Raw genomic sequence first — 24,804 nt, forward strand, 5'->3', positions numbered from 1 at the left:
CAAAGCTTGCCTGAGAAAACAAAAAGAGGTTAAACGCAATGGAAAATATGTTTGAGCTTGGGCTCGATAAGACAGAGGCGAACTATGCACCTCTGACTCCGATCACCTTCATTCAGCGGACAGCCCTGGCGCATCCAACGCGCACAGCCGTTATCCACGGTAGCATCCGACGCAGCTGGGCTGAAACCTATGAGCGGTGTCTGAAAATGGCGTCCGCTCTACGGAAACTTGGTGTTCGAAAAGGGGATACGGTCGCAGCATTATTGCCGAACATCCCTGAAATGCTGGAGTTGCATTTTGCGGTTCCGATGATCGGTGCAGTATTGAATGCGCAGAACACCCGGCTTGATTCAAAGACCATGACGTTCATGCTTAATCACAGTCGAGCCAAAGTGTTCTTTACTGATAAAGAATACAGCGACCGTTCCCGTGAAGCGCTTGAGGGCTGTGATGCCAAGCCAATGGTGATAGATGTCGATGATCCTGAGTTCGACGGTGGTGAGCTGATCGGCAAGATGACGTATGACACCCTGCTGGAAACCGGCGATGACGATTTTCATTGGGATATGCCAGACGATGAGTGGCAGGCTATTGCACTGAACTACACGTCAGGTACTACGGGCAATCCAAAAGGCGTTGTGTATCACCATCGCGGTGCCAATTTGAATGCAATGAGCAATGTCATCGGCTTTGGCTTGCCATCAGGTGCGGTTTATCTGTGGACGCTACCGATGTTCCATTGCAATGGTTGGTGCTACCCCTGGGCGGTAACCGCAGTAGCCGGCACACATGTCTGCCTGCGCTCGCCACAACCGAAGGAGATATATGAAGCTCTGGCAATGCATGGCGTGACTCACTTCTGTGCCGCGCCGGTGGTGATGAATATGATGATAAATGCGCCTGCTGAGCACAAGAAGCCATTCAGTCAGCATGTGACAGCTGCGACCGGTGGAGCGGCACCCCCAGCTGCTACGATTGAAGCCATGGAAGCCATGGGGATTCAGGTGGTTCACCTGTATGGTTTGACGGAAACCTATGGCCCCAGTCTGATCTGTGAATTTCAGGACGAATGGAAAACCATGGATGCCAAGAACAAAGCCGCAAAGATGGCCCGCCAGGGAATCCTCTCATTGTCCATGACGGATATGATGGTGGCCGACCCCGTAACGTCCGAGCCTGTACCTAAAAACGGCATGACGATTGGTGAGCTGTTTGTTCGTGGTCACTCTGTGATGAAGGGATATCTCAATAACCCGGAAGAAACCGCGAAAGCGTTTAGTGGTGGATGGTTCCGTACCGGAGACTTGGGCGTTTGGCATAGCGATGGTTATGTGGAAATAAAAGACCGCTCCAAAGACATCATCATTTCCGGTGGGGAAAATATTTCGACCCTCGAAGTGGAAAGTACGCTGTACGATCACCCTGCGGTACTGGAAACCGCTGTTGTGGCAGCGCCTGATGATCACTGGGGTGAAGTTCCCTGTGCATTCATTAGTCTGAAGCCCGGCAACGATGACCTGACAGAAGCCGATATAGTCGCACATTGCAGAGCGAACCTTGCCGGCTTCAAGGTGCCCAAGAAAATTCTCTTTGTGGATGACTTGCCAAAGACATCGACCGGGAAATTACAAAAGCATATGTTGAGGAATCAACTGACGGTCTAGAGGACTGCTGGTATTGCGTTAGCAATGTCTCCGGCAAGTGCCGGGGATATTGCCTGACGGCGCACCTCGCCGGAAAACGTTGGTCTGGTCATTTCCCTCCCTGGAAACCACAAAACCTCTAGAGTAGAACTTCGGCAAGTCTTCGTTGCCGGAGTTTCGCCGTGAGGGAGTACGCCCCGCATACCACCGCCGAAAAAACAAACCCTGCTGGACACCTTACGCCAATAGAACGAAACAGGTGCAGATGCCAGTGATGATACAGTACCGCTGACGGAAGAAAACGGATAGCCCTGAGCTGCACCCGGCTAGGGCGGGGGGTCAGACAATTGATCGGCTCAGGCTCCTTGCGAGACGACGTCAAACAAGCTCAGTGCTGGTTCTATAAACGAGGTGGTGGATTTGACAGTAAAAATATTCGGGTTGGTTTTGCTGATAGCTACTCTGTTGTTTTCCGGCTGCAATGCCGAGAATGGTGAGCAGAGTAAGAGCGAGGCGGGCTCTGTAGCGGAGTCGCAAAAAGAGCTTGGCAGCGCTATTTCAATAGCTCTGAAACCCGCCCAGCTGGATTGGGTCGGCCAGAAAATTTTTCAGAACGAATGCGCGGGTCGTTTCGAGTGTCTGGTGCACTGGAACCCGGGTGAAGCGTTTCCTTCACTCGGAATCGGTCACTTTATCTGGTATCCGGAGGGCGTTGAGGGGAGGTTTGTTGAAAGCTTTCCCGCCCTGGTTGATTACATGGCGCAGCGCCAGGCCAGCATGCCTGACTGGCTGATAGCTCTTGATCCTTTTGACGCCCCCTGGGCAGACCGGGAGGCCTTTCTGGCTGTGGAGAATTCTCCCAAAGTGGCAGAACTACGGGAGTTTCTGGCGGGTACCCAGGGTATACAGGCCGAATTCATATTCCGTCGCGCCAGGGCCGCACTCGCCAGTATTCTCGAGGCGACTCCGGACGATCGAAAGGACGGGGTCGCTGCGAACCTGTCTGCTCTGAGCGAGACACCCGGTGGTGTCTACGCCATTATCGACTATGTGAATTTCAAGGGTGAGGGGCTTTCGCCTGCGGAAAGATACAACGGTGAAGGCTGGGGTTTGTTGCAAGTGCTGTTGGAGATGTCTGGCTCATCGGACAAAAGCACGCTGGTGCAATTCCGGGAGGCCGCAGGCGTAGTGCTCACACGCCGGGCTGAGAGCGCTGAGGATCCGATCGAGCGCGAGCGCTGGCTGCCCGGGTGGTTAAAGCGTCTTGAGTCTTACGAAGAGCCGCCTGTCTTAAAAATTTCTGAATAATTTTTCCTAAAAACTAGTTAATTTCCCGAACCTTGTTCTACTTTAAAGAGGCGCGACCCTTAATCTGCCATTTTTTGGCGCATTAGGATGGAATGGTGGCACCGCCTTGGTGCGCGAAACAGTGTCACATTGTTCCTCATTCGCCTGAAATGGCCTGGTGATTGAAAAAAAGATTATAAATCATTGGGTTATGATGAATGGCTTGCAAATTGCTGAGCCCACTCGTCGCGATAAAACCAACTGATGTTCGGAGAAGAGACAATGAGAAAGACGAAAACGATTGCCCTGGGAATTGCTCTGGCTGTAGGCACGTTTACGGCTACTGGTGCCATGGCTGCTACCACTCTGGAAAACGTCAAAGAAAAAGGCCATCTGCAGTGTGGTGTGACCAGTGGTTTGCCGGGCTTCTCACAACCCGATGAAAAGGGCAACTGGACAGGTATTGATGTGGACACCTGTCGCGCTGTGGCTGCTGCCATCTTCGGTGACGCCAAGGCTGTAGAATTTACCCCGCTGACCGCCAAAGAGCGTTTCACCGCTCTGCAGTCCGGCGAAATCGATATGCTGTCGCGGAACACTACCTGGACTCTGACCCGTGATGCGTCATTGGGCCTGAACTTTGCCGGCGTCAACTACTATGACGGCCAGGGCTTCCTGATTAACAAAGATATTGGCGTGGACGATGCTACCCAGTTGGATGGTGCGACGATCTGTATCCAGGCTGGTACTACCACTGAGCTCAACCTGTCTGACTATTTCCGTGCCAAGGGCATGGAGTTCAAACCGATCGTATTCGACACTTCTGAGCAAACGGTTCAGGGCTTCTCCGCCGGCCGTTGTGATGTTCTGACGTCTGACCGCTCCCAGCTGGCAGCCCTTCGTTCGAAGCTGTCTGATCCGAGCTCAGCCATAATTCTGCCGAATACCATCTCCAAGGAACCGTTGGGCCCGGTTGTTCGTCAGGGCGACGATGAGTGGTTCAACATCGTCAAGTGGGTACTCTCCGTGCAGATCAACGCTGAGGAGCTGGGTGTGACCAGCGCCAACGCTGACGAAATGCTGGAATCCGATAACCCCAATGTTCAGCGCCTGCTGGGTACCGATGGCGACATGGGTGCCAAGCTCGGTCTGCCTGATGACTTCGGTCACAAGGTGGTGAAGCTGGTAGGCAACTACGGCGAAATGTATGACCGTAACGTAGGCCCGGACACTCCGCTGGGTCTGTCCCGCGGTATCAATGCTCTTTGGACCGAAGGCGGCATCCTGTATGCGCCGCCGGTTCGATAAGACCTGAAAGCCAGCAGCGAGGTCTCCTGAATGGGGGCTTCGCTGCTATCTCTGATGCTGTAAACCACAGGGAAGCTCTTCAGGACCGTCCATGAAAAAACAAACTTTTGATACCCGACCTGCAGGGCCGAAGCCTTGGAACGACCCCCAGGTCCGCTCGATCTTCTTTCAGACGATAGCCATTGCCCTGGTATTCTGGGGCGGCTGGGTTCTCGTCGAAAATACACTTTCCAATATGGAAAGTCGTGGCATCAGCACCGGTTTCGGGTTTCTTGATGAAACCGCCGGGTTTGGCATCATCATGAATCTGGTGCCCTATGATGCGACCATGTCGTATGGCCGAACCTTCTGGGTTGGTCTGACCAATACGCTTCTTGTCTCCGCGATGGGTGTCGTAGCCGCCACCATTCTCGGTTTCATCATTGGTGTTGCGAGGCTCTCGAGTAACTGGCTGGTTGCCAAGATGGCGCTGGTCTACATTGAGGTTATTCGTAACATTCCACTGCTTCTGCAGATCTTCTTCTGGTACTTCGCCGTTCTCAGCAATCTTCCGTCACCGCGCCAGAGCGTTGATGTCGGGGGTGCCCTGTTCCTCAACAACCGGGGTCTGTACCTGCCTGAACCTTTGACCCAGGACGGGTTTGGGCTTGTCTGGGGAGGTATTCTGCTTGCGATCGCTGCGGTAGTTGCGATCCGGGTGTGGGCTAAAAAGCGGCAATTGGCAACAGGACAGATTTTTCCGACTTTCAAGGTTGGTGTGGCCATTCTTATCGCTGTGCCCATAATTTCCTACCTGGCTGCGGGTAGCCCGATTGAGTGGGATATCCCGGCGCTGAAAGGGTTCAACTTTGGCGGCGGTATTACCATTATTCCGGAGCTGGCAGCTCTGTGGATTGCCCTGTCGTTGTACACGGCCAGCTTCATTGCCGAAATTGTGCGTTCGGGGATTCTCTCGGTCAGCAAAGGGCAGACGGAGGCGTCCAAGGCTCTGGGCTTGCCGAATGGTCTCACGTTGAGGCTGGTGATTATTCCCCAGGCTATGCGGGTCATCATTCCGCCGTTGACCAGTCAGTATCTGAACCTGGTGAAAAACTCGTCGCTGGCGACCGCGATCGGCTATCCGGACCTGGTTGCTGTATTCATGGGTACTACCCTGAATCAGACCGGACAGGCCGTTGAAGTTGTTGCCATCACCATGGCGGTGTATCTCACTATCAGTCTGCTGATCTCCCTGTTCATGAATATCTATAACCGGGCTGTGGCCATTAAGGAGCGATGATGACCGAGTCAACCATGAAAGCACCCAAGAAGGCGCTCAGGCCGGTCAAGTGGATGCGGGAGAACCTGTTCTCCGGCTGGTTCAACACGGTGTTGACGCTGGGCGTGGCTTATCTGCTTGTCACCAGTGTTGGACCATTGCTGAACTGGTTTTTCCTTGACGCTAACTTCGTCGGTAGTGACGCGAGTGACTGCACGGGCGCAGGTGCCTGCTGGCTGTTTATCAGTCAGCGACTGAACTTTTTTATCTACGGGTTCTATCCGGATGAACTGCAGTGGCGGGTCGATGTGATGTTCCTGCTGCTGGCTGTGGCTTTTGTGCCCCAGTTTATTGAGCGATTCCCCGGCCGGAAGTGGCTTGGACTTTTCGGTATTTTCGGCCTGCCTGTTGTCGGTTATTTCCTGATTCCTGGCGGCGCATTCGGGCTGGAAGAAGTGCAAAGCTCAAAATGGGGTGGCCTGATGCTGACCCTGATCCTGGCTTATATCGGGATCATAGCCTCGTTGCCAATTGGCATATTGTTGGCACTGGGTCGGCGCTCGGAAATGCCCATTATCCGCGGTATCTGTGTGATCTTTATCGAAGTATGGCGGGCGGTTCCTCTGATCACGGTCCTGTTCATGGCTTCGGTGATGCTTCCACTGTTTCTCCCGGAAGGTGTGAACTTTGAAAAGCTGGCCCGGGCTCTGATCGGCATCACGTTGTGGCAGTCCGCCTACATGGCAGAAGTGATACGCGGTGGGCTGCAGGCCATTCCCCGAGGTCAGTACGAGGCTGCTGATGCTCTGGGGTTGGGGTACTGGCGCAAGGTTGGGCTGGTCATCTTGCCGCAGGCTCTGAAGATGGTCATTCCAGGCATCGTGAATACGTTCATTTCGCTGTTCAAGGACACCACGCTGGTATTGATTATCGGCCTGTTCGATATACTCGGGACTGTCCAATCTACGGTCACCGATCCCGCCTGGCAGAATGTTGCCATCGAGGGCTATGTATTTGTGGCGTTCTGCTTCTGGATCTTTTGCTTTGGCATATCCAGATACAGTCAGAACCTGGAACGCAAACTCGACACCGGTCATAAAACCTGATGGGTAACTCTATGACAGATCAAACACAAACTTCTGAAATGCAAACCCCGCCGCGGGATCAGTCGGATCAAAAGCCTGGCATTATCCGGGTTGAGGGAATGCATAAATGGTATGGGGACTTTCATGTTCTCAGAGATCTCAACCTGACCGTTGATCAGGGGGAGAGAATTGTTATCTGTGGGCCATCCGGCTCAGGTAAATCCACCTTCATCCGTTGTATCAACCGGCTGGAGGAGCATCAGCAGGGCAAGATCATTGTTGATGATGTGGAGCTTACTGACGATGTTCGCCAGATTGACACCGTACGACGGGAAGTCGGCATGGTGTTTCAGCACTTTAACCTGTTCCCGCATCTGACAGTTCTTGAAAACTGCTGTCTGTCGCCTATCTGGGTGAGAAAGACTCCCCGAAAGGAAGCGGAAGCAACGGCGATGGAGTATCTGGAACGCGTCAAAATCCCTGACCAGGCCAACAAGTTTCCGGGCCAGTTGTCCGGTGGTCAGCAGCAGCGCGTGGCGATCGCGCGGGCGCTGTGCATGAAGCCAAAGATTATGCTGTTTGATGAGCCAACCTCTGCATTGGATCCGGAAATGATCAAAGAGGTTCTGGATGTCATGATCGAGCTGGCGGGCAGCGGCATGACCATGCTGTGCGTGACTCACGAGATGGGCTTTGCCAAGACGGTGGCCGACCGGGTGATCTTTATGGATGGTGGTGAGATTGTCGAGGAGGCGCCGCCTCACGACTTCTTTACCAATCCACAGGAAGCGCGGACCCAGAAATTCCTCAAGCAGATACTCGCACACTGAGGAAAAAGGCGATCAAAAAGGCCGGGCATTTGCCCGGCCTTTTCAGTTACAGCGGCTGTTTCTGCAGGACCGGCTCTTCGCCGGGGCGCACGGTGAGCCACCACAGATGTGTGTGCCAGTCACCCAGAACGATCCTTTTTGCCGGCTGGTTATTTGCTTCGAGCTGGTGCTCCGCCGGTCGATGCGTGTGTCCGTGAATCAGGCGCTGAACGCCATGAGCTTCCATTGCCCGGACTACTTCTTCGGGCGTCACGTCCATGATGGTTTCTTCCTTGCCCTGGTTTTTTGCCATGCTGATCTCCCGGAGTTGCCGGGCCATCTGCTGGCGGTCTTCAAGGGGGCGCTGGAGAATCATCTGCTGCCATTGCGGGTTGCGCATGTTGGCCCGGAATTTCTGGTACTCCAGGTCGGCGGTGCACAGGCTGTCTCCATGCATCAGCAACGTAGGGGTGCCATACAGGTCAACCACCGTGGGATCGTCCAGAAGGGTTGCTCCCGCCCGGTCGCAGAAGTCCTGGCCGATCAGGAAATCCCGGTTGCCGTGCATCAGGAAGATATCAGTGCCACTGTCCCGCTGTTTGCGAAGGGCGGTGGCAACCTGCTCCTGGAGCGGCGTGCGTTCGTCATCGCCGATCCAGGCCTCGAAAAAATCACCAAGAATGTAGAGTTTCTCGACGCCACTGGCTGTTTCGTCGAGAAATCTCAGGAAGGCCTCGGTAATGTCGGGGCGTGATTCTTCCAGGTGAAGGTCAGAGATAAACAGCGTCGTCACGCTGCGCCTCCATCCTCCAGAACTTCGGCTTTTTCGATCACAACGTCATCGGCTGGAACATCCTGGTGCCCGGCGCGCATGGTGGTGCGCACTGCACGAATCGCATTCACGGTTTCCATTCCATCCACCACTTTGCCAAACACGCAATAACCCCAGCCTTCAGCGTTCTTGGCGGTGTGGTCCAGGAAGCCGTTGTTTTCAACATTGATAAAGAACTGGGCGGTGGCTGAGTGAGGATCCATGGTCCGGGCCATGGCAATGGTTCCCTGCATGTTGCTCAGGCCGTTATCGGCTTCATTCTGGATGGAATCCCGGGTTTTGCGCGGTGTCATGCCCGGTTCGAAGCCGCCGCCCTGAATCATGAAGTTGCTGATTACACGGTGAAAAATCAGGCCATCATAGAAACCATCGCGAACATACTGTTCAAAGTTTTTGGCGGTTTCCGGTGCCTTGTCGTAATCCAGTTCCAGCTTTATTTCACCGTGGTTGGTTGTCAGCAGAATCATCAGGTTTTCCTGTTCAGAAAGGTTAGGTGCGTTAGAAGGGCCATTGTACTCAAGACTTTCCCGCTATGCATGAGTCCGGCAAGGATTTGTGAGTATAATACGCGGTTTAAGATTCACTCCCCCTTTTAACAGAGATTGTATGAGCGCCGAGTCGAAGAAAGCCCACAACTTTATCCAGAGCCTGATCGAAGACGCCATCGCCAGTGGAGAGCACGGCGGCAAGGTGGTCACCCGTTTCCCGCCGGAGCCTAACGGTTACCTGCACATTGGTCATGCCAAATCGATCTGTCTGAACTTTGGTATCGCCGAGACGTTTTCCGGCGAATGTAATCTACGATTTGACGACACCAACCCTGAAAAGGAAAACCAGGAGTACATCGACGCCATCAAACAGGACGTGGAATGGCTAGGGTATGAGTGGGCCGGCCAGGTGCACTTCGCTTCGGATTACTTTGACACCCTCTATGAGTTTGCCGAAGAGCTGATTACCCGGGACAAGGCTTACGTTTGTGCCCTGACGGCCGACGAGATGGCCGAGTACCGGGGTAGTCTGAAAGAGCCGGGCAGAAACAGCCCCTATCGGGACCGCCCCGTGGAAGAGAGTCTGCAGCTGTTCCGTGACATGAGGGATGGTAAGTACCAGAACGGCGAGATGGTTCTGCGTGCCAAGATCGATATGGCGTCCCCGAACATCAACCTGCGGGACCCGATTCTTTATCGCATCCGGTACGCTGAGCATCATCAAACCGGCAACAAATGGTGCATCTACCCGATGTACGATTTCACGCATCCGATTTCCGACGCCATGGAGGGGATCACCCATTCCCTGTGTACCCTGGAATTCGAAGATCACCGGCCTCTGTATGACTGGGTGCTGGACAATATCTCAGGCCCCTGCCATCCGAGGCAGATCGAGTTCGCCCGGCTGAACCTGAACTACACCATCACCTCGAAGCGCAAACTCAAGCGACTCGTGGATGAAGGCGTGGTTGATGGCTGGAACGATCCGCGTCTGCCAACTATTTCCGGAATGCGCCGGCGAGGCTATACGCCGGAATCGATTCGTGCGTTTTGCGACATGATCGGTGTTAACAAAGCCGGTGGTACCGTGGATGTAGGCATGCTGGAGCATGCTATCCGGGAAGATCTCAACAGCCGTGCGCCGCGAGCGATGTGCGTAATGCGTCCGCTGAAGGTGACGCTGACTAACTACCCGGCAGGGCAGAGCGAGACCCTGACACTACCCGTACACCCTCAGAATCCGGACATGGGTGAACGCGAAGTGCCATGGACACAGACCCTGTTTATTGATCGCCAGGACTTCGAAATGGAGCCGCCGCGTAAGTGGAAGCGGTTGGCACCCGATCAGGCGGTCCGCCTGCGGGGCGGTTATGTGATGACTTGCCGGGAAGTGATCCGTGACGACAGTGGTGAGATCGTGGAGCTTAAGTGTGAATACGATCCCAATACCCTGGGCGTCAATCCGGAAGGTTACAAACCCAACGGTGTTATCCATTGGGTTTCGGCTACCGACAGCGTGGAAGCCGACATTAATCTGTATGACCGTCTGTTCAACCATGAATCGCCGGACAGCGACAAGGAAGGTGATCTGATGGATCACCTGAACCCCGAATCGCTAGTGGTTCTTAGAGGCGCCCGGATCGAGAAAAGCCTTGCTGACCCGCGCACGGATCTGCCGTACCAGTTCGAGCGGGAGGGTTACTTCTTCTGTGATCAGGCCCATACCGAGGCAGCCGGACGGCCGGTATTCAACCGCACGGTCACGCTCAGGGATTCCTGGGGTAAGGGGGGCAAGTGATCCGTATATACAACACGCTGACCCAGCAGAAGGAAGAGTTCCGGCCGATTGAGCCGGGCAAGGTCCGGATGTATGTCTGCGGGATGACCGTCTACGATTATTGTCACCTGGGCCATGCCCGGGTGCTGGTGGCTTTTGATGTGGTTACCCGCTATTTGCGCCATCGCGGATACGACGTGAACTACGTTCGCAATATCACGGATATTGACGACAAGATCCTGCGTCGAGCGGATGAGAACGGCGAGTCCTATACCGAGCTCACCGATCGCATGATCAAGGCCATGCACGAAGACGAGGCCCGTCTGGGTGTACTGTCTCCGACGGAAGAGCCGCGAGCGACTGCGTTTATCAGCGAAATTGTTGCCATGATTCAAACGCTCATCACCGGTGGTCATGCCTACGCGGCTGACAACGGCGATGTGTATTTTGCGGTTGATTCGTTCGATGGCTACGGCAAGCTCAGCAAGAAAAAGCTGGAGGATCTGCTGGCGGGTGCTCGAGTGGATGTCCAGGAGGCCAAGCGCAGTCCGGCGGACTTCGCATTGTGGAAGTCTGCAAAAGCCGGTGAGGTCAGCTGGCCTTCGCCCTGGGGCGATGGTCGTCCCGGCTGGCACATCGAGTGTTCAGCGATGTCCACCTGCTGCCTGGGCGATACCTTTGATATCCATGGTGGTGGTCCGGACTTGTTGTTCCCGCACCATGAAAACGAGATAGCGCAGTCGGAATGCGCTACCGGTCACACCTTTGTGAATACATGGATGCACGCCGGAGCTATTCGGGTAAACAAGGAAAAGATGTCCAAATCCCTGGGCAATTTTTTCACCATCCGGGAAATCATGGAGAAGTATCCGGCGGAGGTGGTGCGTTATTTTCTGGTTTCCAGTCACTACCGCAGCCAGGTGGACTATTCCGAGGAAAATCTGGCTGAGGCGGGTCGCACGCTCACCCGGCTCTACCATGCATTGCGGGGAATTGTGCCCGCCAAGGCCGCCGATGTTCAGGTGTCGGAACACGATGAGCGGTTTGCTGAGGCGATGGACGATGATTTCAACACTGCCGGTGCCATTGCTGTCCTGCACGCTGTTGCCAACGAGATCAACCAGCACCGCCGGGACGGTCGTGAAGAGGATGCGAAGTACAGCGCTGCGATCCTGGTGAGGCTTGGAGGCGTTCTCGGCCTGCTGCAGCAGGATCCTGAAGCGTTCTTCCAGGCGGACACCGGTAGTGAATTGAGTGCCGACGACATTGAAGCTCTGATCCAGGCCCGGGCGGATGCCCGCAAGGGGAGGGATTTTGCCGAAGCCGACCGGATCCGTAACGATCTCGCGGACAAGGGTATTATTCTGGATGACTCCCGCGAGGGGACAACCTGGCGTAGAGCCTGAATTTTCGCCGGTTGTTGGTTGGTCAGACCAGTTTTGCGTGCGGAGGAATGATCTTGTAAGGATTTTCCCTTACAATGCGGCGCTCAAATTATAATGCCCCCTCAAGAAGAAGGGGGAGTCGGGAAACGTAACCCACTGAGGCAGACAACGATGACAGAACGCGTACAAGTCGGCGGCATTCAGGTCGCAAAGAATCTGTATGATTTCGTGAACAATGAAGCGATCCCGGGCACCGGGATTGATGCCGATAAATTCTGGGCCGAATTTGACAAGATCGTGAACGAGCTTGCGCCCCGCAACCGTGAGCTGCTGGCCAAGCGCGATGTCATTCAGGAAAAGATGGACAGCTGGAATCGGGATCATAAAGGTCAGAAGCTGGACATGGTCGAGTACAAGTCTTTCCTGAAAGACATCGGTTACCTGGTAGACGAGCCTTCCGAGTTCAAGATCTCTACCTCCAATGTGGATCCGGAAGTGGCAACTATGGCCGGTCCGCAGCTTGTGGTTCCGATCATGAATGCCCGTTTTGCGCTTAACGCAGCGAATGCGCGCTGGGGTAGCCTTTACGATGCCCTGTACGGCACAGACGCCATTTCTGAGGAAGACGGCGCAGAGAAAGGTCGTGGTTACAACCCGGTGCGCGGCGCCAAAGTCATCGAATGGGCCCGCAACCTTCTCGACAGCTCAGCGCCGCTGGCTTCTGGCAGTCACAAGGATGCCGCCAAATATCTGGTTGAAGGTGGCAAGCTGGTCGTCAAGCTGCAGAACGGTGAGTCCACTGGTCTGAAAGACGAAGCCGGCTTTGTTGGCTACACCGGTGCCGCCGATGCGCCCACCGGGGTGCTTCTGGTCAAGAATGGTATGCACTTCGAGATCCAGATTGACGCCAGCCACCCGATTGGTAAAGACGACGGAGCGAATGTCAAAGATGTACTGATGGAGTCTGCTCTCACTACCATCATGGATTGCGAAGATTCTGTCGCCGCGGTTGACGCTGACGACAAGGCGCTGGCCTATCGTAACTGGCTGGGCCTGATGAAGGGCGACCTTCAGGAAACCTTTGAGAAAGGTGGCAAGCAGCTGACCCGCAAGATGAACGCCGATCGCACGTATACCGCGGCAGACGGCAGTGACCTGAGCCTGAAAGGCCGCAGTCTGATGTTCATCCGTAACGTTGGTCACCTGATGACCAATCCGGCCATTCTGCTGAAAGATGGCAGCGAGGTTCCGGAAGGTCTGATGGACGGTCTGATCACCTCGCTGATTGCTCTTCATGACATGAAGGGCAACAGCGCGTTCCAGAACAGCACTAAAGGCTCCATGTACATCGTGAAGCCCAAAATGCACGGTCCGGAAGAAGTGGCGTTTACCAACGAATTTTTTGGTCGTGTTGAAGATGCTCTCGGCATGCCAAGCTTTACGTTGAAAGTCGGCATCATGGACGAAGAGCGTCGAACCACGGTTAACCTGAAGGCCTGTATCAACGCTGCCAAAGAGCGCGCTGTATTCATCAATACCGGCTTCCTTGACCGTACCGGCGACGAGATTCACACCTCCATGGAGCTCGGTCCGTTTATTCGTAAGGGCCCGATGAAGCAAGCGGCCTGGATTAATGCCTATGAGCAGTGGAACGTGGATATCGGTCTGGAGACCGGTTTCCGTGGCGTTGCCCAGATTGGTAAGGGCATGTGGGCCATGCCGGATCTGATGGCAGGTATGCTGGAAGCCAAGATCGGTCATCCGAAAGCGGGTGCCAACACGGCCTGGGTTCCGTCACCCACCGCTGCCACTCTGCACGCTACCCATTACCATCAGGTGAATGTAGCGGACGTACAAAAGCAGCTGGAAAGCCGCACACGTGCCGCTCTGGAAGACATCCTGACGGTACCGGTGATGGACGATCCTGCTTCGCTGAGTGCTGCAGATATCCAGCAGGAGCTGGACAACAACGCTCAGGGCATCCTTGGGTACGTTGTGCGCTGGATCGACCAGGGTGTTGGTTGCTCCAAGGTGCCGGACATCAACGATGTCGGTCTGATGGAAGACCGCGCAACCCTGCGCATTGCCTCCCAGCTGCTGGCCAACTGGCTGCACCACGGTGTCTGTTCTGAGGAGCAGATCATGGAAACCATGAAGCGTATGGCGGCTGTGGTCGACAAACAGAACGCGGGTGATGCGGCTTACCGGCCGATGGCCGGGAACTTCGATGACAGCGTTGCTTTCCAGGCGGCGCTGGATCTGGTTCTCAAGGGTCGCGAGCAGCCAAACGGCTACACTGAGCCGTTGCTGCACGCATACCGCCTGAAGGCCAAGGCCAAATACGGGCAGTAAGCTCTGAGCATAAAAAAACCCCGCTTCGGCGGGGTTTTTTTATGGCTGGGCGGGGCAGGGCTGCACCGTTATTCAGCGTTTCATCCATCAGTCCTTGTGCAGTACGTCAGCCGCGTACAGCGTGTTCTGGAGCAGGGTGGCGATGGTCATGGGCCCAACACCGCCGGGAACTGGAGTGATGTAGGCGGCGCGCTCAGAGGCTGCCTGGAAATCCACGTCGCCATGCAGTTTTCCGTCTTCCATTCTGTTGATGCCTACATCGATCACGGTGGCTCCTGGTTTGATCCATTCGCCTTTGATGAGTCCGGGTTTACCCACAGCGGCTACCAGAATGTCTGCCTCACCGACAAACCGCTCCAGATCTGGCGTAAATCGGTGGCAAACCGTCGTAGTGGCGCCTTTGAGAAGCAGTTCCATGCTCATGGGGCGTCCGACGATATTCGAGGCGCCCACAATCACAGCGTGTTGGCCCTTATAGGGGGTCTGGATGCTGTCGAGCAGTGTGATAATGCCTGCAGGTGTGCAGGGGCGCAGGGTTGGTTTGCGCTGCATCAGGCGGCCGATGTTATAAGGGTGGAATCCATCGACGTCTTTGTCCGGGCGAATCTTGACGAGGATCGGATCGGCGTCCAGGTGCTCCGGGAGAGGTAGTTGTACCAGGATGCCATCGACGGCCGGGTTTTCGTTCAGCTCGTCAATCAGGGCCTCCAGGGCCTCCTGAGAGGTGTCTTCCGGCAGGTCGTAAGACAGAGAGAGAATTCCTGCCTGGTCGCAGGCTTTTCGCTTGTTGCCTACATATACATGGGACGCAGGATCGTCCCCGACCAGCACTACGGCCAGCCCTGGTGCACGAAGTCCTTGCTGCCTGCGGGCTTCTACGCCAGCGGCGACCTGCTGTCTTACTTCGGCGGCAATTTCTTTTCCTTTGATCAGTTTGGCAGTCATGTCTCGTCTTGTCGGTTGGGCATCGGTAAATTGAAGGCTGCGCATTGTCTCATGCTTCGGTCGGAACTCCAATTAGGGGTATGGTTGGCCTTGCCCAGCGGGGCTTTCCGATGGCCAATTTGTCTATCAAGAGACGGTTGTTTCAGATAATTTGGAAATGCGTGTTGACGGAGTCGTCCGGCGCCGGTAATATGCGCGCCAACTTTGCTGAAGCACTTGTTGTTCAGTTTAAACGGGGTATAGCGCAGTCTGGTAGCGCGCCTGCTTTGGGAGCAGGATGTCGGGAGTTCGAATCTCTCTACCCCGACCATTTTCTGAATGTTCAGGTGGGCGAACGGTCAAGCGCCCGTAGCTCAGCTGGATAGAGCATCCGCCTTCTAAGCGGATGGTCGCAGGTTCGAGTCCTGCCGGGCGCGCCATCAAGTCGTCGTCTTGGTTCGTGCCGGAGCGACCGTAACAGGCAAAGTTGAAAGGTAGTAGAGTGTCCCGATGTGGTGGACGTAGCTCAGTTGGTAGAGCTCAGGATTGTGACTCCTGCGGTCGAGGGTTCGATCCCCTTCGTCCACCCCACTTTTCTTTCTGGTTATAATTTTCCGCGTTTGTTGAGTAGGTCGATGACATTCTGGTCATTGAGCATTCTTCATTCTGTTGTGCGCGAGTGGCGGAACTGGTAGACGCGCTGGATTTAGGTTCCAGTGGGGCAACCCGTGAGAGTTCGAGTCTCTCCTCGCGCACCATCCCCCCCCCTTTCTTTTTATTATTTAGTCCCCATCATCTCACGTTAATTGCCGGTCTTGTTTGTGTGGTCTGTCAAACTGCTCTGCGCGGTGTTTCTCTCTGTGGGGCAAAGCATGATAAACTATCGGCTTTTAATTTTCGGTCCTTTTTCGGGAAACAGCCTGGAACAGGACTTTTAGTTTTAATTTCATTCACATACCGAACCTGTAATTTGAGGATCTTCCATGCAAGTGTCTGTTGAAACGACCTCCAACATCGAGCGTCGCATGACGATTGGTGTGCCCGCCCAGGAAATCGACCAGGCGGTCCAGAAACGCCTGCAGGAAACCGCGCAAACTGTGCGTCTTAACGGTTTCCGTCCGGGTAAGGTGCCCATGAGCGTGGTTAAGCGTCGTTTTGGTGACAGCGTCCGCCAGGAAATCGTAGGCGAGGTCATGCGCGACAACTACATCAAGGCACTGCAGGAACAGGATATTAATCCGGCAGGATGGCCGAAGTTTGAGCCGAAGACTATGGAAGAGGGTAAGGACCTTGAGTTCGTCGCCATTTTCGAAGTGCTTCCGGAAATCGAACTGGGTGATCTGAGCAAGGTTGCTGTTGAAAAGCTGACCTCCGAAATCACTGATAAAGATGTCGATAACATGATCGACAACCTGCGACGCCAGCAGGCCACCATGAAAGAAGTCAAGCGCAAGTCCAAGAACAAGGATGTGTTGACCATCGACTTCAAAGGCTTTATCGATGGAGAAGAGTTTGAGGGTGGTGCTGCAGAAGGGCACCGTCTGACGCTGGGCTCTGGCCAGATGATTCCGGGCTTTGAGAAAGCTATCGTTGGTGGCAAGGCCGGCGAAGACATGGAAATCGACGTGACCTTCCCGGAAGACTATCAAAACGAGGAGCTGGCAGGTAAGCCGGCCAAGTTCGAGATCAAGATTCACAAGGTCGAAGAGCCTCAGTTGCCGGAACTGGATGCCGAACTTTTCAAAAAATTCGGTATTGATGCGGAAGACGAAGCCACGTTCCGTGAGGAAGTGAAAAAGAACATGGAACGGGAGCTCAAGCAGGCTGTCTCCAATAAGGTCAAGAACGACGTTGTTGACGGTTTGGTGGAAAGCACTGAACTGGATATCCCGACTGCCCTGGTGGATCAGGAAATTGATCGTCTTCGCCAGGATGCGGTGCAGCGTTTTGGGGGCCAGGTAGATTTCCAGCAGCTGCCGAAAGAGATTTTCCAGGAACAGGCTGAGCGCCGAGTCAAGACCGGCCTTTTGTTCCAGGAAGTGGTCAAGAAGAACGACCTGAAAGCTGATCCTGCGAAGGTCGAGGAAAAGATCCAGGAAATTGCGTCTACGTATGAACAGCCTGAAGAGGTTGTTGCGCATTTCAACAGCAATCCGGAGCAGAAGTCTCAGATCGAGTCTTCAGTGCTCGAAGATGCGGTTGTTGACTATGTGCTGGAGCAGGCCAAGGTCAAAGAGAAAAAGGTTAAGTACGAAGAGGCCGTTCAGGCCGGTCAGCCCCAGCGCTGATTTCGCCGGGGACACGTGCTGAAAAGCCGGTCCCGATGGCCGATCCCTGAGAACAGCCGGCATGCCCGGCTGTTTTCATCTGGGGCGGCTGCTGGCACAGTATGGGGTGCAACATTATTGAAACTGCCGTGGCGCGAGTCCACGACCCATTGTCCATAAGGAGTTCAGGCGCATCATGACGCAGAAACCAATTGATGGTCCCGCAATGGTTACCAATTCCGGACTGGTACCGATTGTTATCGAGCAAACGGCTCGCGGCGAGCGGTCGTTCGATATCTATTCCCGTCTGCTCAAAGAGCGGGTGATCTTCATGGTGGGACCGGTTGAGGACCACATGGCGAATCTTATTGTGGCGCAGCTCCTGTTTCTGGAATCTGAAAATCCGGATAAGGATATCCACTTGTATATCAATAGCCCGGGTGGTTCGGTTACTGCAGGAATGTCTATCTACGACACCATGCAGTTTATCAAGCCGGACGTTGCTACCCTGTGTGTAGGCCAGGCGGCCAGCATGGGTGCGTTCCTGCTCGCAGGTGGCGCTGAAGGTAAGCGCGCTTGTCTGCCGAACTCCCGTGTGATGATTCACCAGCCACTGGGCGGCTATCAGGGGCAGGCAACGGATATTGAGATTCACACTCGTGAGATCCTGAAAATCCGGCACACGCTGAATTCGATTCTGGCCCATCACACTGGTCAGGATCTGGAGACCATCGCCAAGGATACGGACCGTGACAACTTCATGGATCCGGGTCAGGCGAAAGAGTATGGGTTGATCGATTCTATACTTGATAAGCGCGTACCGAATAAATAATACTGGAAGTAATCGCATCATACTTGGCCGGCGTATGAGGCAATAACGTCGGCAAAACAAGATCAGAGGTATTTCAATGGCAGATGAAAGAAACGGCAGGGGAGACGATAACGGTAAGTTGCTCTACTGCTCGTTTTGTGGAAAGAGCCAGCATGAAGTCCGAAAGCTCATCGCAGGGCCCTCGGTGTTCATCTGCGACGAGTGTGTCGACCTGTGCAATGACATTATCCGGGAAGAAATCCAGGAAAGTGCACAGGAAGAGCCGAGCGATCGTCTTCCTACCCCGGCCGAGATCCGCGATACCCTTGATGACTACGTAATTGGCCAGGAACGCGCCAAGGTGGTTTTGTCGGTTGCGGTCTATAACCACTACAAACGTCTTCGGTATGGTGAAGGAAAAGGCGATGTGGAGTTGGGCAAGAGTAACATCTTGCTTATCGGCCCGACGGGTAGCGGTAAGACTCTGCTTGCAGAGACTCTGGCGCGGATGCTGAACGTGCCATTTACCATTGCCGACGCCACCACGCTGACCGAAGCCGGTTACGTGGGTGAGGATGTCGAGAACATCATCCAGAAATTGCTGCAGAAGTGCGATTACGATGTCGATAAGGCCCAGCGTGGCATTGTCTACATTGATGAAATCGACAAAATTTCGCGCAAGTCAGATAACCCCTCCATTACCCGGGATGTGTCCGGAGAGGGTGTTCAGCAGGCACTGCTGAAACTGATTGAGGGCACTGTCGCTTCGGTTCCTCCGCAGGGTGGGCGCAAGCACCCGCAGCAGGAGTTCCTGCAGGTTGATACCGGTAATATGCTGTTTATTTGCGGTGGTGCCTTTGCGGGGCTCGACAAGGTAATCCGGGAACGCACTGAGAAGAACAGCATTGGTTTCTCCGCTTCGGTGGCAAGCCAGGATGACACCAAGAACACCGGTGAAGTTATCAAGGATGTCGAGACAGAAGACCTGGTTAAATACGGTCTGATCCCGGAGTTTGTTGGTCGTCTGCCAGTGGTTGCAACGCTCAATGAGCTCGACGAGACGGCTCTTGTGCAGATCCTGACCGAGCCCAAGAACTCTCTTACCAAGCAGTACCAGAAACTGTTTGATATGGAGGGGGTTGAGCTTGATTTCCGTGATGACGCACTTATGGCTGTTGCCCGGAAGGCCATGGAACGCAAGACCGGCGCGCGAGGCTTGCGTTCCATCATGGAGGCCACGTTGCTGGATACTATGTACCAGATCCCTTCAGAGCACGACGTGGCCAAGGTAGTGATCGACGAAAGCGTGATCAGCGGGGACTCTGAACCCTTCAAGATCTATGCGGGCAACGACCACGCCAAGGCTGTACCCGAGGATTGAGGGCAGTTCAGGGATTGAATTGAAAAGGGGCGGCGACGCCCCTTTTCGCGTTTTGTATCCTGATTTTCCTGCCCTGTTTCGTTTGGTAAAAAGATTGCAATTTCAGCGGGTGCCCCAAAGAAGGGTGATATGCTGAAAGAAAGATCGTCAGAGGATTCCCAATGACCCGTATACCCGATAGTGCTGTGCAAGAATACCCGCTGCTTCCACTGCGAGATGTAGTGGTGTTTCCGCACATGGTGGTCCCGTTGTTTGTGGGCCGAGAGAAATCCATTCAGGCTCTGGAAGCCGCAATGGAGGGCGCCAAGGAGATCCTCCTGGTTGCCCAGAAAGACGCCGCCACTGACGAGCCGGGCCCCAGGGACGTGTTTGAGATGGGCACCCTGGCCACAGTGTTGCAGATGCTCCGCCTGCCCGATGGCACCGTTAAGGTGCTTGTAGAGGGCAATGCCCGCGCCACCATCAGCGATATTACCGAGGCTGAATACCTGTCCGGTGGCGCTGTGCTTATGGATGAAGAGGGGTTGCCAGAGCGTGAGCAGGAGGTTCTCGTCAAGACACTGATGGACGAGTTCGAGAAATACGTGAAACTGTCCAAGAAAGTGCCTTCTGAAGTGTCCAATGCCCTTACCGGCATTGAGGAGCTGGAGCGTCTGGCCGACACCATGGCCACACATCTGGAAATGCGTATACCTGAGAAGCAGGAGCTTCTTGAGGCGCTCGATATTCGCAAGCGCGTGGATCTTCTGCTGGGCAAGCTGGATGGGGAAATCGACCTGATTGAGGTTGAGAAGCGCATCCGCGGCCGAGTAAAGAAACAGATGGAGCGCAGTCAGCGCGAGTATTATCTGAATGAACAGATGAAGGCCATCCAGAAGGAGATGGGTAATCTGGGAGAGGGTAACAACGACTTTGAAGAGCTTGAGGATAAGCTGGAAGAAGCTGGTTTGCCCGAAGAAGCTCGCAAGAAGACCGAGACTGAGCTGAACAAGCTCAAGATGATGTCGCCAATGTCTGCCGAAGCGACCGTGGTGCGTGGCTACATTGACTGGATGCTGGCCATTCCCTGGAAGAAGCGTAGTCGTGTTCGTCACGACATCGAAAAAGCGCGCGAAATCCTCGACAAGGACCATTATGGTCTTGATGAGGTCAAGAAGCGCATCCTTGAATACCTTGCTGTTCAGAGTCGTGTCAAGAAGGTCAAGGGGCCGGTTCTCTGTCTTGTCGGACCTCCTGGTGTTGGTAAAACCTCGCTTGGTCAATCAATCGCCCGTGCCACCAACCGGAAATACACCCGTATGGCGCTGGGCGGTGTGCGTGATGAAGCTGAAATCCGTGGTCACCGGAAAACCTACATTGGTGCTCTCCCGGGCAAGCTTCTGCAGAAATTGTCCAAGGTTGGGGTTAAGAACCCGTTATTCCTGTTTGACGAGATCGACAAGATGGGAATGGATCACCGGGGTGATCCGGCTTCCGCTCTGTTAGAGGTACTGGATCCCGAGCAAAACCATACCTTCAATGATCATTACCTCGAAGTGGATTACGATCTCTCCGACGTGATGTTTGTGTGCACGTCAAACTCCATGGACATACCGCCGGCGTTGCTGGACCGGATGGAAATTATCCGGATTCCCGGGTACACCGAGGATGAAAAGGTCAATATCGCCCTGCGGTATCTGTTACCGAAGCAGGTCAAGGCAAACGGGTTGCGCAAGGATGAATTGAAGATGCCGGAGGATAGCCTTCGGGATCTGATTCGTTACTACACTCGTGAAGCGGGTGTGCGTGGCCTGGAGCGTGAGATTGCGAAGATTTGCCGAAAGGTGGTTCGCGACCATGTTGAGAGTGGTGAGAAGGCCTCTGTGACCCTCACCAAAGACATGCTTGAGAACTACTCGGGGGTGAAAAAGTTCAAGTACGGACTGGCCGAGGAAAAGAACGAGATCGGTCAGGTAACTGGTCTTGCATGGACCCAGGTCGGCGGCGAGCTTCTGCACATTGAGTGCGCGCTCACACCGGGTAAAGGACGGGTGGTGAAGACCGGTTCTCTGGGCGACGTTATGCAGGAGTCGATTCAGACTGCATTGACGGTGGTGCGCAGCCGTGCACCTGGTCTCGGTATTGCGGATGATTTCCATGAGAAACATGATCTGCATGTCCACGTGCCGGAAGGGGCAACACCAAAAGATGGCCCGAGTGCGGGTATTGGCATGTGTACAGCGCTGGTTTCGTCACTGACCAAAATTCCGGTCCGGGCAGACGTTGCAATGACTGGTGAAATTACATTGCGAGGTCGGGTATTGGCCATTGGTGGGCTCAAGGAAAAGCTTCTGGCGGCGCACCGAGGCGGCATCAAGACCGTGGTCATCCCGGATGAGAATGTCAGGGATCTCAAGGAGATACCGGAGAATATCAAGGAATCTCTGGAGATCATTCCGGTGAAGTGGATTGACGAAGTTCTGGATATTGCGCTGGCTTATCCGCCCGAGCCCCGGGTCGATGATTCATCCTCGAAAACGGGTTCTGGTACGCCGAGAGATGAAGACGGAGACACGTCAGAACGCATTAATACGCATTAAAGCCTTGATGAGTTGTTGACATGCCAGAGAGCCCGTTGGTATAACTGTTTCGCCGTGAAGCAGCCAATACCAAGGGCTCCCGCGCAGTATGTGCCTATTCCGAATGCCGGTGTAAAACCGAAAGGAATAAGAAAAGTGAAGAATGGAATTCTCTGACCGCTTATGCGATAGTCGGGAACGTCCTAGAAAAAACAAACCAACCTATAACATCTTCAACCTGAAATCGAAGGGGTTTAGTGTGAACAAGTCCGAACTTATCGATGCAATTGCAGAGTCCGCAGATATCTCCAAAGCCGCCGCTGGCCGTGCTCTGGACGCAATGACCAACTCCATCACCGGTGCCCTGAAACAAGGCGATCAGGTTACTCTGATCGGTTTTGGTACTTTCTCCGTTAAAGAGCGTGCTGCTCGTACCGGTCGTAACCCCCAGACTGGTGCAGAGATCAAGATTCCGGCCTCTAAAGTGCCTGGGTTCAAAGCAGGCAAGGCCCTGAAAGACGCCGTTAAGTAACGGTTCTTTCTCCGGTAGCTCCTCTCACAGGGAGCTGCCCAAGAAGAATTCAAGGCGCATTCCGAACCGGGTGCGCCTTTTTACGTTAAGTCCGCCCGTAGCAGCGCGCTGAAACGAATTACACGCACGACCTTGAACAGGGATTCGGGAGAAACATGCTTCAAGATATTCGGGAAAATGCCCAGGGCACGATCGCCAAGATCATCATTGGTCTTCTGATTGTGTCGCTATCCATCTGGGGAATGGACGCCATCGTTGGCGGATTCTCCGGTGAGCCTGAGGTGGCAACGGTCAATGGCGAGGATATTACTGAGCGGGAGTTTCTCCGCGTGGTCCAGATGGAAAGTCAGCGCCAATTATCCAGAATGGAAACCCCTGATCCTTCCATGCTCAATGAAGACCAGATTCGGACCGATGTTCTGGATGCCCTGATCCAGGAGCAGGTTCTGATCCAGGATGCCAACGCCCAGGGTTTGGAGCTCAATGACGAAGATATCGATTCATTGATCACCCAGATGCCTCAGTTTCAGGTGGATGGCAACTTCAATCGTGACCGATTCGTTGCCGCGGTTCGAAATATGGGCATGGGGATAGCTGAGTTTCGCGAAGTGATGCGCAAGCAGTATGTCGTTAATCAGATTCGTGGAGGCATTGTGCAGAGCGGTCTGGTGGCGGAAAAGAATGCTGAGCAGCTGCTTCAGATCCAGAACCAGACCCGGAGCTTCCGTGTGCTGGAAATTCCGGCCAGTGCAGTGGCGGATACGGTCTCGGTAACAGATGCGGATGTTGAGCGCTTTTACGAAGAGAATTCAGGAGCCTTCCAGCAGCCCGAGCGTGTTGATGCAGCTTACATCACTCTTTCTCTTGGCGCTCTTACAGAGAGCATTGACGTCGATGATGCCGAGCTTGAAGCCTATTATGAGCAACGGGCGGCTGATCTGGCCAGTGAGGAGCGTCGCGCGTCCCACATACTGATCGAAGAGGGCAGTGACGCCGACGATACGATGGAGCTTATCCAGGAGCGACTGGCGGCTGGCGAGTCCTTTGCCGACCTGGCGCGGGAGTACTCCATTGATACTGTGTCTGCCGAGGAAGGTGGCGATCTGGGTTTTGCAGGTCGCGGTATTTATGCCGGTGCTTTTGAGGACGCTTTGTTTGACCTCGAGAAGGGCGAGATCTCCGGGCCCGTCCGTACGTCGTTCGGGGTTCATCTTATTCGTCTGGATGATGTGAGGCAGTCTGAAGTGCCTTCGCTGGACGACATGCGAGAGGAGCTGAGTCGGGAGCTTGCTCGTGAGCAGGCTCGTGAGCGTTTTGCAGAAATTCGTGCAGAACTTGCTGATTCCGCTTATGCAGCCGATGATCTTGCCGGCCCGGCGGAGGAGCTTGGGCTTGAGGTACGGGAAGCTGTCGGTATCACTCGCGATGGTGGGCAGGCACCGTTTGATCACGCCGGTTTGGTTCGGCAGCTGTTTTCCGGGGATGTTCTTGAGGACGGCTACAATACCGAGTTGATTGATGTTGGTGACAATGTGTCCGTTGTCGCGCGGGTTCGTGAATATCATCAGGCCGCGCAAATGCCATTGGACGAGGTGCAAGATCAGATTCGAGCCACGCTCGAGCAGCGCAAGTCGCGTGAAGCTCTTGCGGAGAAGGCCGATGCGATCATTGCTGACCTTGAGGCGGGCGTGAATGCCGAAACAATGGGTGAGTGGGCTGTCTATCAGGCTGTGCCCCGGAACTCATCCGAGGCAGGTCCGGCCATTATGCAGCGGGTCTTTTCCCTGGCTCGTCCGGGCGAGGATGAGCCTCGTTTCGGTAAGGCTGTTACAGCCGAGGTTGCCTCGGTAATTGCGCTTGATGAAGTTGCGGACGGTGAAATTGCGGAAGCAGGTGAAGGTGCCGAATTGAACCAGCTTCGTGAGTTCCTGGCATCCCTTGAGGGTCAGCGAGAGTACGCCGCCTACCAGCAGTTCCTGAGGAACCGGGCGGAAGTCGAGAGACCCTGAGACCGCTCAACGAAAAAAGGGCGCCGGGTGGCGCCCTGAAGTAAAGACTTGAAGCCCGGTGCCCAGGCCCGGGCTTTTCTGTATCTGTGTGAGAGGTT

General features: G+C 54.5%; 18 protein-coding genes and 4 tRNA genes. 19 read left to right on the plus strand and 3 right to left on the minus strand.

Going from position 1 to position 24,804, the window contains the following annotated elements; genetic code table 11:
- Nucleotides 1-38 precede the first annotated feature (38 nt).
- The 6 genes from KO499_RS16280 to KO499_RS16305 all read left to right on the plus strand — a co-directional run bounded on the left by KO499_RS16280 (nt 39) and on the right by KO499_RS16305 (nt 7,411).
- Nucleotides 39-1,664: an AMP-binding protein gene (locus tag KO499_RS16280; RefSeq protein WP_215984818.1), complete on the plus strand. Its 1,626-nt coding sequence runs from the start codon at nt 39-41 to the stop codon at nt 1,662-1,664.
- Between the two features lie 399 nt (nt 1,665-2,063).
- Nucleotides 2,064-2,951, plus strand: a complete 888-nt coding sequence (locus tag KO499_RS16285; RefSeq protein ID WP_228340019.1) for a hypothetical protein — start codon at nt 2,064-2,066, stop codon at nt 2,949-2,951.
- A 261-nt stretch (nt 2,952-3,212) separates the two neighbouring features.
- Nucleotides 3,213-4,238: an amino acid ABC transporter substrate-binding protein gene (locus KO499_RS16290; protein WP_215984819.1), complete on the plus strand. Its 1,026-nt coding sequence runs from the start codon at nt 3,213-3,215 to the stop codon at nt 4,236-4,238.
- A 91-nt stretch (nt 4,239-4,329) separates the two neighbouring features.
- Nucleotides 4,330-5,517: an amino acid ABC transporter permease gene (locus tag KO499_RS16295; protein ID WP_215984820.1), complete on the plus strand. Its 1,188-nt coding sequence runs from the start codon at nt 4,330-4,332 to the stop codon at nt 5,515-5,517.
- Complete coding sequence (locus KO499_RS16300; RefSeq protein ID WP_215984821.1) at nt 5,517-6,602, plus strand: amino acid ABC transporter permease; 1,086 nt, start codon at nt 5,517-5,519, stop codon at nt 6,600-6,602. The genes KO499_RS16295 and KO499_RS16300 overlap by 1 nt, the downstream gene beginning before the upstream one ends.
- A 38-nt stretch (nt 6,603-6,640) precedes the next feature.
- On the plus strand, nt 6,641-7,411 hold the full coding sequence (locus KO499_RS16305) for an amino acid ABC transporter ATP-binding protein (protein ID WP_228340061.1): 771 nt from the start codon (nt 6,641-6,643) through the stop codon (nt 7,409-7,411).
- A gap of 46 nt (nt 7,412-7,457) precedes the next feature.
- Here the strand turns inward: KO499_RS16305 and KO499_RS16310 are convergent, their stop codons facing one another.
- Entirely contained in the window at nt 7,458-8,183 is a 726-nt protein-coding gene (locus tag KO499_RS16310) for a UDP-2,3-diacylglucosamine diphosphatase (protein ID WP_215984822.1), read from the minus strand.
- Nucleotides 8,180-8,689: a peptidylprolyl isomerase gene (locus KO499_RS16315; RefSeq protein ID WP_215984823.1), complete on the minus strand. Its 510-nt coding sequence runs from the start codon at nt 8,687-8,689 to the stop codon at nt 8,180-8,182. Before KO499_RS16315 ends, KO499_RS16310 begins: the two co-directional genes overlap by 4 nt.
- A gap of 139 nt (nt 8,690-8,828) precedes the next feature.
- Here KO499_RS16315 and KO499_RS16320 point away from each other — a divergent pair, with 139 nt between their 5' ends.
- The 3 genes from KO499_RS16320 to KO499_RS16330 all read left to right on the plus strand — a co-directional run bounded on the left by KO499_RS16320 (nt 8,829) and on the right by KO499_RS16330 (nt 14,224).
- A complete protein-coding gene (locus KO499_RS16320) occupies nt 8,829-10,508 on the plus strand; it encodes a glutamine--tRNA ligase/YqeY domain fusion protein (protein ID WP_215984824.1) in 1,680 nt (559 codons plus the stop codon).
- Nucleotides 10,505-11,893, plus strand: coding sequence for a cysteine--tRNA ligase (gene cysS, locus KO499_RS16325; RefSeq protein ID WP_215984825.1), 1,389 nt, complete (start codon nt 10,505-10,507; stop codon nt 11,891-11,893). Before KO499_RS16320 ends, cysS begins: the two co-directional genes overlap by 4 nt.
- A 150-nt stretch (nt 11,894-12,043) precedes the next feature.
- Nucleotides 12,044-14,224 (plus strand): malate synthase G, encoded by a 2,181-nt coding sequence (locus tag KO499_RS16330; RefSeq protein WP_215984826.1) that lies wholly within the window; start codon nt 12,044-12,046, stop codon nt 14,222-14,224.
- Nucleotides 14,225-14,311: 87 nt separating this feature from the next.
- Here the strand turns inward: KO499_RS16330 and folD are convergent, their stop codons facing one another.
- Nucleotides 14,312-15,169, minus strand: a complete 858-nt coding sequence (gene folD, locus KO499_RS16335; protein WP_215984827.1) for a bifunctional methylenetetrahydrofolate dehydrogenase/methenyltetrahydrofolate cyclohydrolase FolD — start codon at nt 15,167-15,169, stop codon at nt 14,312-14,314.
- Between the two features lie 233 nt (nt 15,170-15,402).
- Here folD and KO499_RS16340 point away from each other — a divergent pair.
- The 10 genes from KO499_RS16340 (at nt 15,403) to KO499_RS16385 (ending at nt 24,706) form a co-directional block, all read left to right on the plus strand.
- Nucleotides 15,403-15,479 (plus strand) — tRNA-Pro (locus tag KO499_RS16340).
- A 32-nt stretch (nt 15,480-15,511) separates the two neighbouring features.
- Nucleotides 15,512-15,588, plus strand: a tRNA-Arg gene (locus tag KO499_RS16345).
- 75 nt (nt 15,589-15,663) lie between these two features.
- Nucleotides 15,664-15,739: transfer RNA gene (locus KO499_RS16350), tRNA-His, on the plus strand.
- 82 nt (nt 15,740-15,821) lie between these two features.
- Nucleotides 15,822-15,906: transfer RNA gene (locus tag KO499_RS16355), tRNA-Leu, on the plus strand.
- Nucleotides 15,907-16,131: 225 nt separating this feature from the next.
- Nucleotides 16,132-17,436, plus strand: coding sequence for a trigger factor (tig, locus tag KO499_RS16360; RefSeq protein ID WP_215984828.1), 1,305 nt, complete (start codon nt 16,132-16,134; stop codon nt 17,434-17,436).
- A 175-nt stretch (nt 17,437-17,611) separates the two neighbouring features.
- The gene (gene clpP, locus KO499_RS16365; RefSeq protein ID WP_215984829.1) at nt 17,612-18,247 is read left to right on the plus strand and encodes an ATP-dependent Clp endopeptidase proteolytic subunit ClpP; all 636 of its coding nucleotides are present in this window, start codon (nt 17,612-17,614) and stop codon (nt 18,245-18,247) included.
- Nucleotides 18,248-18,323: 76 nt separating this feature from the next.
- Nucleotides 18,324-19,607 carry an ATP-dependent Clp protease ATP-binding subunit ClpX gene (gene clpX, locus KO499_RS16370; RefSeq protein ID WP_215984830.1) on the plus strand — a complete coding sequence of 428 codons (1,284 nt, stop codon included), beginning with the start codon at nt 18,324-18,326 and terminating at the stop codon, nt 19,605-19,607.
- A 161-nt stretch (nt 19,608-19,768) separates the two neighbouring features.
- The gene (lon, locus tag KO499_RS16375) at nt 19,769-22,186 is read left to right on the plus strand and encodes an endopeptidase La (protein WP_215984831.1); all 2,418 of its coding nucleotides are present in this window, start codon (nt 19,769-19,771) and stop codon (nt 22,184-22,186) included.
- 238 nt (nt 22,187-22,424) lie between these two features.
- A complete protein-coding gene (locus tag KO499_RS16380) occupies nt 22,425-22,697 on the plus strand; it encodes an HU family DNA-binding protein (protein WP_215984832.1) in 273 nt (90 codons plus the stop codon).
- Nucleotides 22,698-22,852: 155 nt separating this feature from the next.
- Nucleotides 22,853-24,706 (plus strand): SurA N-terminal domain-containing protein, encoded by a 1,854-nt coding sequence (locus tag KO499_RS16385; RefSeq protein ID WP_215984833.1) that lies wholly within the window; start codon nt 22,853-22,855, stop codon nt 24,704-24,706.
- Nucleotides 24,707-24,804: the final 98 nt, after the last annotated feature.

The organism is Marinobacter sp. F3R08 (assembly GCF_018860425.1).
Classification (GTDB): Bacteria; Pseudomonadota; Gammaproteobacteria; order Pseudomonadales; family Oleiphilaceae; genus Marinobacter.

What these genes read in the sequence shown, in the direction of transcription:
- lon (WP_215984831.1), top strand. Translation starts at nt 19,769, where the DNA reads ATGACCCGTATACCCGATAGTGCTGTGCAAGAATACCCGCTGCTTCCA.
- folD (WP_215984827.1), bottom strand. Translation starts at nt 15,169, where the DNA reads ATGACTGCCAAACTGATCAAAGGAAAAGAAATTGCCGCCGAAGTAAGA.
- KO499_RS16305 (WP_228340061.1), top strand. Translation starts at nt 6,641, where the DNA reads ATGCAAACCCCGCCGCGGGATCAGTCGGATCAAAAGCCTGGCATTATC.
- KO499_RS16330 (WP_215984826.1), top strand. Translation starts at nt 12,044, where the DNA reads ATGACAGAACGCGTACAAGTCGGCGGCATTCAGGTCGCAAAGAATCTG.
- clpX (WP_215984830.1), top strand. Translation starts at nt 18,324, where the DNA reads ATGGCAGATGAAAGAAACGGCAGGGGAGACGATAACGGTAAGTTGCTC.
- tig (WP_215984828.1), top strand. Translation starts at nt 16,132, where the DNA reads ATGCAAGTGTCTGTTGAAACGACCTCCAACATCGAGCGTCGCATGACG.
- KO499_RS16385 (WP_215984833.1), top strand. Translation starts at nt 22,853, where the DNA reads ATGCTTCAAGATATTCGGGAAAATGCCCAGGGCACGATCGCCAAGATC.
- clpP (WP_215984829.1), top strand. Translation starts at nt 17,612, where the DNA reads ATGACGCAGAAACCAATTGATGGTCCCGCAATGGTTACCAATTCCGGA.
- KO499_RS16290 (WP_215984819.1), top strand. Translation starts at nt 3,213, where the DNA reads ATGAGAAAGACGAAAACGATTGCCCTGGGAATTGCTCTGGCTGTAGGC.
- KO499_RS16295 (WP_215984820.1), top strand. Translation starts at nt 4,330, where the DNA reads ATGAAAAAACAAACTTTTGATACCCGACCTGCAGGGCCGAAGCCTTGG.
- KO499_RS16280 (WP_215984818.1), top strand. Translation starts at nt 39, where the DNA reads ATGGAAAATATGTTTGAGCTTGGGCTCGATAAGACAGAGGCGAACTAT.
- KO499_RS16315 (WP_215984823.1), bottom strand. Translation starts at nt 8,689, where the DNA reads ATGATTCTGCTGACAACCAACCACGGTGAAATAAAGCTGGAACTGGAT.
- KO499_RS16300 (WP_215984821.1), top strand. Translation starts at nt 5,517, where the DNA reads ATGACCGAGTCAACCATGAAAGCACCCAAGAAGGCGCTCAGGCCGGTC.
- KO499_RS16320 (WP_215984824.1), top strand. Translation starts at nt 8,829, where the DNA reads ATGAGCGCCGAGTCGAAGAAAGCCCACAACTTTATCCAGAGCCTGATC.